This is a genomic window from Agrobacterium sp. CGMCC 11546, assembly GCF_013365515.1.
In the GTDB taxonomy this organism is placed as follows: Bacteria; Pseudomonadota; Alphaproteobacteria; order Rhizobiales; family Rhizobiaceae; genus Agrobacterium; species Agrobacterium fabrum.
This window is the reverse complement of sequence record NZ_CP047389.1, coordinates 1-13,596: the sequence shown is the minus strand read 5'-3', so window position 1 is coordinate 13,596 and position 13,596 is coordinate 1. Positions and strand designations below refer to the sequence as shown.

9 protein-coding genes and 2 pseudogenes are annotated in these 13,596 nt (G+C 56.2%); 7 read left to right on the top strand and 4 right to left on the bottom strand.

Annotation, left to right across the window (positions count from 1 at the left end):
* Window positions 1-2: 2 nt before the first annotated feature.
* Both GSF67_RS23385 and GSF67_RS23380 read right to left on the bottom strand, forming a co-directional pair.
* Entirely contained in the window at window positions 3-1,577 is a 1,575-nt protein-coding gene (locus tag GSF67_RS23385; RefSeq protein WP_006313516.1) for a Mu transposase C-terminal domain-containing protein, read from the bottom strand.
* 478 nt (window positions 1,578-2,055) lie between these two features.
* A complete protein-coding gene (locus GSF67_RS23380; RefSeq protein ID WP_006313514.1) occupies window positions 2,056-2,745 on the bottom strand; it encodes a Crp/Fnr family transcriptional regulator in 690 nt (229 codons plus the stop codon).
* A 441-nt stretch (window positions 2,746-3,186) separates the two neighbouring features.
* Between GSF67_RS23380 and GSF67_RS23375 the strand changes: the two genes are divergently transcribed.
* From GSF67_RS23375 to GSF67_RS23360, 6 genes and pseudogenes are all read left to right on the top strand, one after another.
* Window positions 3,187-3,930 (top strand): phosphatase PAP2 family protein, encoded by a 744-nt coding sequence (locus GSF67_RS23375; RefSeq protein WP_202797954.1) that lies wholly within the window; start codon window positions 3,187-3,189, stop codon window positions 3,928-3,930.
* A gap of 50 nt (window positions 3,931-3,980) precedes the next feature.
* A pseudogene (locus tag GSF67_RS26115) lies at window positions 3,981-5,396 on the top strand (DUF1254 domain-containing protein); the annotation flags it as partial.
* Window positions 5,397-5,528: 132 nt separating this feature from the next.
* Window positions 5,529-5,840: pseudogene (locus GSF67_RS26255) on the top strand (DUF1254 domain-containing protein); the annotation flags it as partial.
* A 51-nt stretch (window positions 5,841-5,891) separates the two neighbouring features.
* The gene (locus GSF67_RS26250) at window positions 5,892-6,383 is read left to right on the top strand and encodes a DUF1214 domain-containing protein (protein ID WP_348265893.1); all 492 of its coding nucleotides are present in this window, start codon (window positions 5,892-5,894) and stop codon (window positions 6,381-6,383) included.
* A gap of 188 nt (window positions 6,384-6,571) precedes the next feature.
* Complete coding sequence (locus GSF67_RS23365; protein WP_128822104.1) at window positions 6,572-7,558, top strand: transporter; 987 nt, start codon at window positions 6,572-6,574, stop codon at window positions 7,556-7,558.
* A gap of 479 nt (window positions 7,559-8,037) precedes the next feature.
* The gene (locus tag GSF67_RS23360; protein WP_006313509.1) at window positions 8,038-9,135 is read left to right on the top strand and encodes an RHE_PE00001 family protein; all 1,098 of its coding nucleotides are present in this window, start codon (window positions 8,038-8,040) and stop codon (window positions 9,133-9,135) included.
* Window positions 9,136-10,005: 870 nt separating this feature from the next.
* On the opposite strand, the gene GSF67_RS23355 is transcribed toward GSF67_RS23360, so the two are convergent.
* Window positions 10,006-11,028, bottom strand: coding sequence for an IS110 family transposase (locus tag GSF67_RS23355; RefSeq protein ID WP_006313508.1), 1,023 nt, complete (start codon window positions 11,026-11,028; stop codon window positions 10,006-10,008).
* A 253-nt stretch (window positions 11,029-11,281) separates the two neighbouring features.
* Window positions 11,282-12,226, bottom strand: a complete 945-nt coding sequence (locus tag GSF67_RS23350; RefSeq protein ID WP_006313507.1) for an aminotransferase class IV — start codon at window positions 12,224-12,226, stop codon at window positions 11,282-11,284.
* 811 nt (window positions 12,227-13,037) lie between these two features.
* Between GSF67_RS23350 and GSF67_RS23345 the strand changes: the two genes are divergently transcribed.
* Complete coding sequence (locus GSF67_RS23345) at window positions 13,038-13,475, top strand: type II 3-dehydroquinate dehydratase (RefSeq protein WP_006313506.1); 438 nt, start codon at window positions 13,038-13,040, stop codon at window positions 13,473-13,475.
* Window positions 13,476-13,596: the final 121 nt, after the last annotated feature.

Here is a 13,596-nt window from a genome sequence, read left to right as displayed (position 1 = left end):
GGCTACCAATCCTCCACCGGCAGCCGGCTCTTCTGGCGCGGGGGATGTTCTGCGGGAGGCGGCGCCGGCGGCTGCATGACCGCATAGGGCTTTTCCGCCGCAGCCGCATGTGCGCTGCGGACAGCGTCGCGCAACTGGCGCTTGGAAGGTTTGGCAGCTACAACGATGGCTCCGATCTCACGGCGAAACGCTACCTTCTCGACGTTTGGCCGCTGATTCATCGTGCGCCGGCGGGCACGCTCTGCCTCGTGTTCCCACAGCGTCAGGGAGGTCAGGTGGCCGTCACGTCGCTCGACCGGCCGAAACTGTCTCGTTTCCGGGTCGCGGATGTAAACATGGCTGATGTCACGGGGGTCATAACGCACCTCGAGCTTTCCGAGCCGGTCACGTTCGGGAACGAAGATGCCCAGCCACGTCGAATAATAGTGCAAGGCGAACATGCTGATCCCTTGCGGCGACAATTGCCTTTCGGTCCCCGGTAAGAACGACAACAGCACGCGCTGCGGGTCATCGTCGAAACGAGGCAGACCCGTGGCGTTGCGCTGCCATTCGGTCATCGGCACCTTCAGGGTCTTGGAATTTTCCTGCAGATTGTGATCGATCACGGCCAGCGCAATACAGCGCTCCAGGTCGGCGAAGCTCAGGCAGGCGCGGCGCTCGGATGGATATTCGTCGCGGTGGGCCACCGAGCGTCCCGACGAGCCGGGATAGGCGACGAGAACCGCGTTGAGTTTGCCCAACAGTCGTTCAACGACCCCGCCTTGATGGACGCGGCCGCGATCGCGATAGCGGATCCGGATCCCGTAGTCGTCACAGCCGCGCCGGAAGGCGTGCCCCTTGAACTCCATCGCCGAGTCCGTGACCAGCAGCCGCGGTCGACCGAACATCGGCCAGGCGTGATTGAGATTGCGCGCGGCAAGCCACGTGTCTTTCGGACACATGGCCTGGGCGAGGCATAGCGCGACGGACAGCACCGACGGCTTCTCCAAGGTGAGGCAGACGCCGAGAATGGACCGTGTCGCCACGTCGGTGATGACAGTCAGGTAAGGGCGGCCGACGAACACACCAGCCCCGTCGACAACCTCCACGAAATTGATATCGGTCGGCGTATGGTCGATTTGGCACACGGCGAGCGGGTGCGGCGCGTGGATATAGCCAGGCCGCGGCTTCAGCCGCAAAAGGTGCTTCGGATTGGCCGAACGGTTTTTCGCGATCTCTTCCGGCGAAAACAACACCGGGATGCGCCGAGCGACCGTCACATAGGACGGCACGACAAGACCGGCTTCCTCGCACCGCGCGCGGATCTCATCGACCACGGGAGCAAGTGCGGTCGGCTCGAGCGTCAGCCATTTCTCGCGAAGTGTGGCCGCGATGATCTCCTCCACCTGTTCCGGCAGCCGCTTACGCCGATTGACGGCGGTGCGAGGAAGCAAGCTGGTCACAGTGCGATCGACCCGGTAACGGGCCAGAAGATTGTAGATTTGCCGAGTTGTGATCTGCAGTTCAGCCGCGGCGCGTTTGATGGCAGCCTGCCTTGGATTGCCGCCATCCAGGATGTCGTCCAGCTCGCGGGCCATTCGACGCGCCATCGACCAGTGCTCGTCCAAGACCGGGCGCGACGCCGACGAGCTTCGATCGTGAAATCGCTTTGGCAAAGGGCCTCGCTGAAATCATTAGCGGAAAATCGTCCCGAATTTAGCGCCTATACCTAACTGGCGCATGACATTTCCCGGTTTGAAATGAGAAAGTTAAAGCCCCAGCGACAGCGTTGCTGGTCCAGAAGATCGATCTTCGTGAGGATGCCGGTTTAGTGTAGATGCGAACTTTTGCGACAAATTTGTAGGCGCTGAAAAATTGGACCAATTTCTGTTGCAAAACTCGCTCGCAAAAGTCAGCGTTTGGCGACAGACATTTGCGACAATAATCACGCCGCCAGTCACATGTCCTCGGCTCTGCGTTCCGCCAGTGCCCAGATGTAGCCAAAGGGGTCAAAGATCGAGGCCGCCTGAATGTTTGAATTCCGCCGCCCAAGACTTCCTCGCCGTTTTCCCATGATTATTCCAATCCATCACACTCAGAAAACTGTCGCAGTGCCTGCGGATTGATGACAGTGATGGATCGGTAAGTGTAGTCCACCCACCCAGCCGCAACGAAACGCTGCATTGCCATGTTGACCTGTTGCCGCGAAGCATTCGCCATGACGCCGAGGTCGGTTTGAGACAGGGGGATAGGTATATCGCCGAGCCATCCGGCGCGTTGAACCACGGATGCAATTCTGCGTTTGACGTCCCGCTTCTGCAAATCGTGAACGATCCGAACAAGAACATCCACCGTGAATACGGTGTTCATTCCGATCGCGCGCGATACTCCGGGATCACGGGCCGCCATCTGCTCCAGCGCGTCGAGCGGCACATGCATCATCAGGGCCCCGCCCAAGGCCCTCATTTCAACCCTTCGTGGCTGACCGGTCAAGAAAGGGCCTTCGCCTGTCCATGTTCCTGGCATACCAAGGTGGATCAAACGGGGAGCGGCGTCAGATGGCGCGGAATTGATGGTGAGGGAGCCGGCAACGAGCCCATACATCCCGCCGATCGGATCGCCATGCCGGTAGATGATCTGGTTGGGATCGTACTTCTGCAAATGCGCTTGGTTCAGAAGATCCCTCCTGAATCGCTCCGTCATGCTCGCAAGCCACGCCCCCTCGGTCATGACACGTTCTGCCTGCTCTCGCGTCAAATCCAACATTGCTTCTCCATCCGCACCAAAGGTGCCCACTTCATTGAATACAGTTTGCGTCAAGCGCAGTTCAGCAAGCGGGCATTCTGTCGAAGCGACACGTAAGATAAAAAGAAGCCGTCCCACTCGCCAAAATTCTTTCGCACATTGTCCTGATCCGGACAATCTCGCGGCGGCGAATATGCAACGTGCTCGGGAATGTTACATGGTGATGAAACTTTTGCATCATCTATTAGTCATGCGATCTGTTTGTGCTGACGTCCGAATAGAATACGGTAAAAAGCTTGGGGAGAGGCAAATGTATTCGAAAATCGAGGACTATTTTCGCGTCATAAAACTCTACGGTGTCTAGGTGCAGGCATGAGCCGAAATGCAATATCTTGGGCCGCGATTGTCAGCCTGGCCATGTTCATTGGCACCTTGCCTGCGAACGCCCAAATGAGACAGGGCGTGGCCGAACTCATGCCCGGGGTGCCTACGGGATATCTCACGGACGATCAGAAACTCGACAGTGTCGCGTTGCTTCCGGCTCCTCCGGGGTCCGGCTCCGCTTCCGCGGAGTTCGACCAGCAAATGCATGATCGTGCAGCTGCACTCCGTGGAACGGCGCGATGGGATTTGGCCATCAGGGATGCAAGCCTTGCTTCTGAGGATGCGATCGGAGCGTTCGAGTGCGCCGCCGGTATCGATATTTCACGAACCGAAACGCCCCGGCTCTACCAACTGATCCAGCGTGTCATGGTCGATACGGGCACATCGACCGATGGCGCGAAGCGTCGATATCAGGCATTGCGGCCCTTCGTCGTCAATGGTGAAACCATGTGCACCCCTGACGAGGATGCGGAACTGCGAGCGGATGGTTCCTACCCATCAGGCCACACCGCTCTCGGGTGGGGCGCTGCTCTTGTGCTGGCTGAAGTAATACCCGAGCGGGCCGAAATTATCATTTCTCGAGGCCGATCGTTTGGGGAGAGCCGGATGATTTGCAATGTCCACTGGCAAAGTGACATTCTCGCAGGCCGCTTCATGGCCGCAGCCACCGTCGCGAAGCTGCACTCAGTATCGGAGTTCCGGGAAGATGTGAATATAGCCCGGCAGGAGGTTCTCAAAGCCAAGGAAGGAGCCGCGAAGCCATCGCCGGACTGTGCCGCCGAGGACCGCGCGTTGAGCCTCACGTTACCTGGGGCTCTCTGAGCAAATGCGCTTTGGAAAGCACTGCAAATCAATATAGAGGGAGAGACTCCATGAATTTTATGAAGTTGAAAGGGTGGAAATCCGTTTTTGCCGCATGTTTGGCGTTAGCGGGCGTCATGAGCCCCATTGGATCTGTAGCACACGCTCAGTCCGTTACGCCGGAGGATGCCAGGAAAATTGCTACGGAGGCCGTCGTTTATGGCTTCCCACTCGTGGACAACTATCGGGTGCTTTATTCCTATTTCGTTGATCAGAAGGGCTCCGAATTCAAGGCGCCCTGGAACCAGATCAACAATGTCGACAGGGTTTTCACCCCAGACGACAAAACCATACAGACGCCTAACTCTGACACACCATATTCGCAGCTCGGCGCGGATTTGAGAGCTGAACCACTCGTTCTGACAGTTCCAGCGGTGGAAAAAGATCGGTACTATTCGCTTCAGTTTATCGACCTGTACACCTTCAATTTTGCCTATGTCGGCAGCCGTGCGACGGGCAACGAGGCTGGAAATTTCCTGCTGGCCGGCCCTGGTTGGAAGGGTGAAACACCGCCAGGCATCAAACAGGTCATACATTCGGAAACGGAGCTTGCCTTCGTTTTATACCGCACCCAGCTGAAGGGGCCAGACGACATAGAAGAGGTCAAGAAAGTCCAGGCCGGCTTCAAGGTCCAGCCTTTGTCTGCCTTTCTCGGAAAACCAGCACCTCCGGCCGCAGCAGCGATCGATTTCTTCAAACCACTTGGCCCTGCGGAACAACGCGCTTCGATGCGCTTCTTCGACGAACTGAATTTCATTCTCCAGTTCGCGCCGACACATGCCAGCGAAGTCGAACTGCGCAAGAAATTCGAACAAATCGGCGTTGTCCCGGGACGGGCGTTCGATGCGGGCAAGCTCTCACCTGACTTGCAGTCGGCCATTGCCGAAGGCCAATCTCAGGCTTGGCTGGACCTCGCCGACTTCAAGGCCAAGGTCGTAGATACCGGTATCCGCACCTCGGCAGATGGTTTCGGAACGCGCGAGTTTCTCAAAAACGACTACATGGCGCGGATGGCATCGGCCGCCTACGGAATCTATGGGAACTCCAAGGAAGAGGCGATGTACCCGGCGTATTTCGTCGATTCTGATGGCAAGGCGCTTGACGGCAAGAACGGAAAGTACACCCTCCGTTTTGGTCCGGACGAGCTTCCCCCTGTGAATTCTTTCTGGTCACTGACCATGTATGAGCTGCCGGCCAGCCTGCTGGTTCCGAACGCGATAAATCGATATCTCATCAACTCGTCTATGTTGCCAGACCTGAAGCGCGATCCTGATGGCGGCATTACGCTGTACCTCCAGCACGAGCGTCCATCCAAGGACAAGGAGGCGAACTGGCTGCCTGCGCCCGAAGGTCCATTCTGGACGACCCTGCGACTGTACTGGCCAAAGTCTGAGGCCCTTGACGGCACCTGGAAGCAACCGCCGCTCCAGCACGTTTCCGCCAACTCCGGCGAAGACACTGAACCAAAGGTTCCCGTTACCGTCGAAAACTTCGCGCGTGCTGAGAGCGATCTCTATTTCGCGGGTGTCGTCAAAAACGGTGGATTCGGAAAATTCGACCATACGCGGGAAGTCGCTCCACTGGACAAGCAGACGGTTATCCGCCTGAACCGCGACACGGTATACTCGTCAGCGGTTTTCGATCTTGATGCGGGTCCTATCAGCATTACGCTTCCCGATGCGGGCAAAAGATTCATGTCACTGCAAATCATCAATGAGGACCACTACACCTATGGTGTCTTCTACAAGGCTGGCACCTACACCTTCACCCGCAAGGACATGGGGACACGGTATTTCGTGGCTGCCGTTCGCACCTTGATCGATCCGAACAGCGATAAGGACATTGCCGAGGTCCACAAACTGCAGGATGCGATAAAGATCAAACAGAAGGCAGTCGGCACCTTTGACGTTCCGAATTGGGATATGGTCTCGCAAGCCAAAATCAGAAATGCGCTCAACACCCTTGCCGATACCCTTCCCGACAAAAATCAGATGTTCGGTAAGAAGGGTGAGGTCGATCCCGTTCGGTTTCTTCTTGGAGCGGCGTCAGGATGGGGAGGCAACCCGGACAAGGACGCCATCTACCTCAACATCTTCCCCAAACAGAACGATGGGAAGACCGTCTACAAATTGATGGCGAAAGACGTGCCGGTAAACAGCTTTTGGTCGGTGAGCGTCTACAACGCAGAGGGCTATTATCAGGCGAACGAGCAGAATGCTTACACTCTGAACAACATCACCGCCAAGAAGGGCAAAGATGGTTCTACTACCATTCAATTCGGTGGCTGCGATGGGAAAGTGGAAAACTGCCTTCCGACCATGGACGGATGGAACTACATGGTCAGGCTCTATCGTCCCAAGGCGGAAATCCTTTCAGGGAAATGGACCTTCCCCGAAGCAGAGCCTGTAAACTAAGGGGACGACGTGTCGGTCGGGTCTTTGGCAAAGACCGACACGTCGTCCGCCATTGGAACCCTCTGCGGTCCCAATTGGAGTGCCGTGGCTCAAGATGGTGGTCGATGCATGACAGCTTGATTACCACCCACGACACACCGTCGTGGACAGTAGAAATTTCGATGTCGAACATGGGCAGGAGATATCATATGCGATCCACAATGAAGCGCTGCATCCCGCTGCTCCTGAGCGCAGTAGCAATCGCAACCGCCAGCGGCGCTTACGCAGCAGAGGGTGCCGCCGGGTTCTACCTCCTCGGCTCCAAAGGCCCGGCCGCAGCGGTCATGCCCCCGGCAGGCGTCTATTTCCAGAACGACATGTATTTCTACTCCGGGGACCTCGGAGGAGGAGCAGAGTTTCCGAGCGGTGGCAAGTTTGCCGTTGGCGTGGAAGGCAAGGCAGCTCTCAATATACCGACCGTCATCTGGATTCTGCCGGAGGACGTAATGGGCGGCAAGCTGGGCCTGAGCGCGACGCTACCCATTGGATGGAAGGAAACTTCGGCCGACGCGACCATCACGGGGCCGCTGGGAGGGGTTTTGTCCGGTGGCACCACCGACGTCGTGTTCACAGCCGGCGACCCGCTGGTCAGCGCCTTCGTCGGTTGGGAAAAGGGTAATCTCCACTGGCAGATCGGCACGATGATCAACGTACCCATCGGCGACTATCAGAAAGGCGAAATATCCAATATCGCGTTTCATCATTGGGGCGCGGACGTCTTTGCTGCCGCAACCTGGCTCGATCCGTCCACGGGGTTCGACTTGTCCGGCGTGGTGGGCATGACGTTCAACGCGGAAAACCCTGCGACCGACTACAGAACCGGTAATGAGTTCCACTTCGAATGGGCTGCCGTTCAGCATTTCAACGAGCAGTTCGACGCGGGTCTTGTCGGCTACTATTACAACCAAGTGACCGGCGACAGCGGCGACGGGGCCAGAGGCGATTTCCAGGGTCGGGCTGCGGCCATCGGTGCCACGATCGGATGGAATTTCAAGGCAGGCGAAACACCCATCGCCGCGCGTCTTAAGTATTTTCATGAGTTTGGTGTCGAAAACCGGGCCAGAGGCGATGCCGTGTTCCTGACAATATCAATGCCACTGTCTGTCGCAGCGCCGGTATCGGTCGCGGCGCAATAAAGGCGAGAGGCTTTAAGCAACATGAGCCGAGATAGCTTCTTGCTCGTCTGGGTTTGCGTCTCTAATTGCGATTTCTCTACTCACGCATTTCACCTGTGTCTTTCGCAAAAGTCCCAAGCTTATTTCCAGCTTTGCGGTTTGACTTCTGCGACGTCGCAGAAGTCCGATTTTTGCAACTACCGCCAGGATCCATATGGAAACGCTAGAAGCCTGCAACTTTGGCCAGATGGTCCAGACGCCGCCTGCGTCCACCACGAGGCGAGTCCAGCAGGTAACGAGTCACCTGAGAGCTTTAAGGCGCGCTTGCCTGTTCGAACACTAACTCATGAGCTGACATATGCCCCACGTCTTCCCATGCAGCCAGCGTCTACGTTCCTTTACTGAAATCGTTAGTGAAAAATCGACCTACATTCGGCGCCTAAGCCCATCGGGTTTATGGCATTTTGTATTTTGAAATGACAAAGTAAAAACCACACCTGATGCGGCCGGCTTTCGACGCCGGTCTCGTACTGACTCGTCTCGACGAGCGCATCGCCCGTTCGCCCGTCGGCCCCGGCTTTCTCGAGCGCCAGAATTTTGCCGACGCCTGCGCCTCGTTGTGGATCGATGGCGAACTCGTCCATCTCGAAGACCTCGTCCTCCACGACGGGTTGCGGGATATCCGTACCCCGACCCACGAGCTCACCATCGCCCGCGACGTTTTGAGGACCCGCCGGCGCATTGCAGCTCAGGTCCCGGCTTGGGCCTTGTCTGCAGAGGGTATCCGAACTTTGCGACAGACGTCGGACATCAATTCGGTCGGCGCTGAGGCGGTCGAGTCGGTCAGCGTCATTCGGCCAGTGGTCGCCATCGATCCGGAGGGGGAGGGCGACGATGGTGATGACGCGGAAAATTTACCCGGCGTCGACTACGCCGCCATCGATGCGACTCTGGCGCGCTCGTCGGCGGCGATTGAGGACGCCAAGAGGCCCGGTCGGGCTCCGGCTGATACCCGCGAACGAGATCCTCTCGTCTATGATCTCGACTGGGACGAGGACGCACGGCTCGATGAATGGCGCGGCGTGCTGCGACAAGCACAAGAACTGCCGGCGGTGCTGCGAGCCATCGTCGCCGTCGATGCCTGGAACGAACTTTCGGTCCTGCAGCATGCCCCGTGGCTCGGCCGGCTGTTTGCCGCCTCGATCCTGCGCGAGGCCGGTATCACCACCGGTCCCCATCTCACCGCCATCAATCTCGGCCTCAAAACCATCCCTGTCGATCGGCGCCGTCATCGCGATCGCGAAACCCGGCTGCTGGCCATAGCCCACGGATTTTTGGCAGCCGCCGAGATCGGCATGAAAGAAAATGACCGGCTGACGCTCGCGCGAACCCTGTTCGAGCGGAAGCTGGAGGGGCGGCGGACGTCTTCAAAACTGCCGGAACTCGTGGAGCTCGTTATGGCAAAGCCATTGGTGTCGGCGGGGATGGTGGCCAAAACGCTCGAGGTCACGCCGCAGGCGGCGCGGCGGATCGTTTTGGAGCTCGGCCTCAGAGAGATGACCGGGAGGGGGAGGTTTCGGGCGTGGGGCATACTATGAATAGATTACGCTTAAATGCCCCATTTTACGTGCGCTTGGGGCGGACAGTCGAGCGAATGCAGGGCGAATCCAAAAACCACTTCTTTCATATCTGTTGGCTTGGTCTTCGAAGGATACTGTGGCTAATATTTGTGACGATGCGACCAAAAATCATTGCTTGGTTCAAAGACGCAGCGGTAATGAGGCACTTCTGTGCATCACAAAGAATTTTGACTTTAGAGGCGAGAAGGTAAGACTTGAATGGGCCATCGCATTTACGTGGTAAGCTCCGATTGGGGCGGGTCCAAAGGGGGAATCAACACTTTCAACAAGGAGCTTGTGGAGCCGTGCCGGCGTCGCTATGCTGAATCTCCTGCGGCTACCCCGGGGACCGAAGCCGCATGCGCGAATTCCCGAACCGTGGCGTCGCCACCGCTATGCTCGGTTCTCCGATATGCTCATCTGTTGAAGGCGCGGGCGCGCTGACCTCTCCATTGTTGTTAAATGCGATCGGTGCGCCCATGGTCGTCGGCCGCAGCGATCCATGGTGTCGCCGCCGATCACGCTGGGTGTTCATGGTGTCGAGTTGACATGACTGTCAAGCTACAAAAATATGGGATCCGAACTCTCATGTTTGGATGCCCCTTTCGATGCAAGGACTTTTTTACCGCTGAGCGAGTGATCGGGTGCGTACATGTTTCAGACCTCATATTGCGGCCATGACATGCCGCGGGCCGGTATGGTGATACGCGGATCAGATTCCATATCAGTGCAACGAGCTGAGGGCTCCCTGAGAGCTACTGGTTTATCCAACCCCGATCTGTTCGATCATTTGCCCATACGGATCATGTCCTCCTCACATCGCCGGCGCTCCAAATGAAGCAGTCGCCGTCAGCAGACCGCTTCAGTCGGATCTCTGTAGTCTTCATTGCGTGCTAGCATGGCCCAAATCACCCGTGCCATCTTGTTTGCCATCGCGATCGCCACCAGCATACGCGGCTTTCGGGCGAGCATGTTCGAGAGCCAAGAGCCCGGCTTTCCGCCGCCGCGTCCCTTCCAATGTACGACCGACATTGCACCGATGATCAGAAGCCTTCTGATATCTCGTTGGCCCATCTTCGAGGTGCGGCCAAGCTTCTGTTTGCCTCCAGTCGAGTGCTGTCGGGGAACAAGGCCAAGCCAGGCAGCAAAATCGCGACCGCTCCGGAATTCCTCCATCGACGGCGCGAAGGCCGTGATTGCCATAGCGCAGATTGGCCCGATGCCCGGCACCTTCTGGAGCCGCTGAACTACATCGCTTTGCCTTGCTTCTGCGGCGATGCAACGATCGATCTGATCAATTTCTTCGTGCAATTGGGCGATCTGCCTTAGGTAAAGTCGGCTCATGCTCTCCACCAGCTCGGGCAGATTGTTCGATGTGACTAGGGTTGAAAGGCGCTCCACATTGCCCAGCCCTTTGCCCACAATGACACCATGTTCCGCAAGATGTCCGCGCAGAGCGTTCACCATCTGCGTTCGCTGGCCGACAAGAAGATCGCCAGTTCGGAATACCATTGCGCGAGCTTGCTGGTTGGACGTCTTCACAGCGACCGTCCGCATGGTCGGCCGCATCGCAGCTTCTGCAATAGCCTCGGCATCGGCAGCATCGTTCTTCTGGCGCTTAACGAAAGCCTTTACATAGACCGGTGGGATCAGCCGAATGTCATGGCCGAACCCTGCCAACTCGCGCCCCCAGTAATGAGCTGTCCCGCAAGCCTCCATCGCGACTACACAAGGGGGCAGTGCCGCCATGAATTTTGGAAACTGAAGCCGCGAGAGCTTTTTACGAAACAAAACCCGGCCATCCGCTGCTGCGCCGTGAACCTGGAAAACCTGCTTTGCAAGATCGACGCCTACAATGCTAACTTCCTCCATGGATGCCTCCTCCTCTGTTGGTGACTTAACGCATCACCATCTTGGCACACTGCGATGCCGGTGGGAGGGGCATCCAACCCATCAGTGCAGATTCTCATTCTCGATTTGAGTCTGGGCGAAGTGGAACTGGGGAAGCGGCGTGCAAATGCCGCCGCTTCCCCAGTTCGAGCCTCTCGCAGCCGAGCCTCAACTTGCTGAAGTCCGGTCAGCCTTGGTCACCTGCGGATCCAAGTTCGAAGGCCATTCGTAGCGACTACTTCAAGTCGTAATTCACAGGCTCGCCATTCCAGCCGGCAATGCGCTTCTGCCAGTAGGTCTCGCGGATTTTTGCGCTGATCGGGCCGGGACGATCGTTGTTGAGCATCCGACCATCGATACGGCTCACGCCAACGATGCCGCCCGCAGTTGAAGTAACAAACATTTCGTCGACATCGCCCAATTCGGCGGCCGGGATCTTTCGTACCTCGAACGGAATAGCGAGTTCAGCGCATATTTCCATTGCTGAAGCGCGGCTCACCCCCTCAAGCATGTTGAAATCGGGCGTTGCGACCACGCCGTTTGTCACGGTGAAGACGTTAAAGCCAGGCCCCTCAGTCAAATTACCATTCAAATCCAGAAGTACCGGAAAATCCGCCCCTTTTTCATCCGCTTCGAACATGGCGAGGTTCATGTCACCCCAGTGGAAGTTCTTTGCTGTCGCGTCTACCGATGCGTGAGGTATACGCGGGATCGAAGACACGACCATATGAAGGCCGCGATCGATCTTGTCCTGCGGAACAAGGCTCGTGAATGGCGACGCATAGCATGCGAGATAGTTTCGTGCCGTCACTGGGCTGCGCACACCGGGAGCTGCGTTACCGCGTAGGCAGTCCATCGCCACATATGCGCTTCGCAGTCCCGATAGCGCCACGAGTTTGTGCAAGATCGAGCGGATCTGGTCATCGCTCTCCTTGATGTTGAATTTGTACCGTTCCATCGATCTTCTGAAACGAGCGATGTGCTCGGCGAGGCGAAAGAATTGTCCGTCCCAAACGCTAACTACGTCGTAGACCGCGTCTGACCGGCGATATCCCCAATCAGTTAGTGGGACCTTTGCTTCGGCGATCGGCATGAACTGCCCATCGACGTATCCTGCCCCCGAGGACCATTCCTGTGCGTTCCTTGGTTGATACATTTCTTTCTGCACTTTCGTACTCATTGCTTCTGCTCCAAGTGGCATGACTTTTAAGAAAGTCCGAGTTTCTTCTATGGCTTCAGTCAAAAATCATTGAAATTCAGTCTATAATTAGATATAATTAGAATATAAAACATGAAAAACACCATGATATTATGTATACAATAGAAAATATTCGTACGATTGCTGCAATTACGCGTTAGAAAGTTCTAATATATTTTGCATCATCTCAAACGGCATGTGATTGTTTGTCGAACAGCGATTGGCTTCTTTGAAAATATCTACTCAGTGGATTTGTAAAAGGTCCAATTGGCGTCAAAATGAGTGGTCCAGTAGCATGCCGTGATACGGTCCAGCCGGAGGCCATTTGGTAGCGCAACCTAAGCATGCGAATTCAACAAGGACCAAACTGGTCTCTTCGTTTTATCCCACTTTGGACCTTCATTCAGATTGCTTCGCCGCGATATTCTCTGTGCACCGACCGTGTGAGGAGACGAGATAATTGATCTGATTAGTTCCAGCGCCGCTAGCACAGCCCTTTGGCGACTTCGCGCGGATTGCCCTCATTCCGAGGAGCTCCTCGTGCACACAACCACGGCATTTCCTGGTCGAGGCGCGTGAATGAAACGCACACCCACGAGGTGACGCATGAGAGTGGTGTGTCCCTCGGCAACGGGGTCGGGCATTCTTAAGAGAACGGCCCCATTTCCTAAGGTGTAAGGTCCAACTCGGGCAAGTAGTTGGTTGGCTACCAATCTTTGCAGCTCTTTTTTCTCGGAAGATGGAAAATTTCGCCCGAGACTAATTCATCGTAAGACAGGAGAAATTAAATCGAATGAAGCCGATCTATGTGTTGAATGGCCCCAATCTCAACCGTCTAGGCAAGCGTGAGCCCGAGATATACGGCACTACTACTCTAGCTCAAATTGAGCAAGCTTGCCGAGACATAGCCGGAGAATGGCCGATACGCTTCTTCCAAGCCAACGGGGAAGAGCCGTTAATAAACTGGGTGCATGAGGCAATTGACGAAGGTGGAGGTATTGTCATCAACCCCGCTGGGCTTAGCTTCCAGGCGATATCTCTTTGCGAAGCAATGAAGATGTTTCCTTATCCTATCATTGAGGTTCATATTTCGAACATCCATAAACGCGAGCCGATTTATAACCATTCGCTGGTTTCCAAGGTCGCCACCGCTGTGATCGGCGGATTGGGCGCTCGCGGATATGAAGTTGCCGTTGGAGAGATGGTAAGACTGCTGGCGGAAAAGAGCTAACTTCGGAAATGGCATAGAATTTTTGCGTCATCACCAGGATCGTCGTAAGCGTCCGGTGAGCTGTTTTTGCTGATCGGGCAAATCAGGCGATGTTCTGGCATTCGAACCAGCATTAGTGCTG

Coding starts and splice junctions, on each gene's coding strand:
- GSF67_RS23385 (WP_006313516.1), bottom strand. CDS start 1,577: ATGGCCCGCGAGCTGGACGACATCCTGGATGGCGGCAATCCAAGGCAG.
- GSF67_RS23380 (WP_006313514.1), bottom strand. CDS start 2,745: ATGTTGGATTTGACGCGAGAGCAGGCAGAACGTGTCATGACCGAGGGG.
- GSF67_RS26250 (WP_348265893.1), top strand. CDS start 5,892: ATGGTCTCGCAAGCCAAAATCAGAAATGCGCTCAACACCCTTGCCGAT.
- GSF67_RS23365 (WP_128822104.1), top strand. CDS start 6,572: ATGCGATCCACAATGAAGCGCTGCATCCCGCTGCTCCTGAGCGCAGTA.
- GSF67_RS23360 (WP_006313509.1), top strand. CDS start 8,038: ATGCGGCCGGCTTTCGACGCCGGTCTCGTACTGACTCGTCTCGACGAG.
- GSF67_RS23355 (WP_006313508.1), bottom strand. CDS start 11,028: ATGGAGGAAGTTAGCATTGTAGGCGTCGATCTTGCAAAGCAGGTTTTC.
- GSF67_RS23350 (WP_006313507.1), bottom strand. CDS start 12,226: ATGAGTACGAAAGTGCAGAAAGAAATGTATCAACCAAGGAACGCACAG.
- GSF67_RS23345 (WP_006313506.1), top strand. CDS start 13,038: ATGAAGCCGATCTATGTGTTGAATGGCCCCAATCTCAACCGTCTAGGC.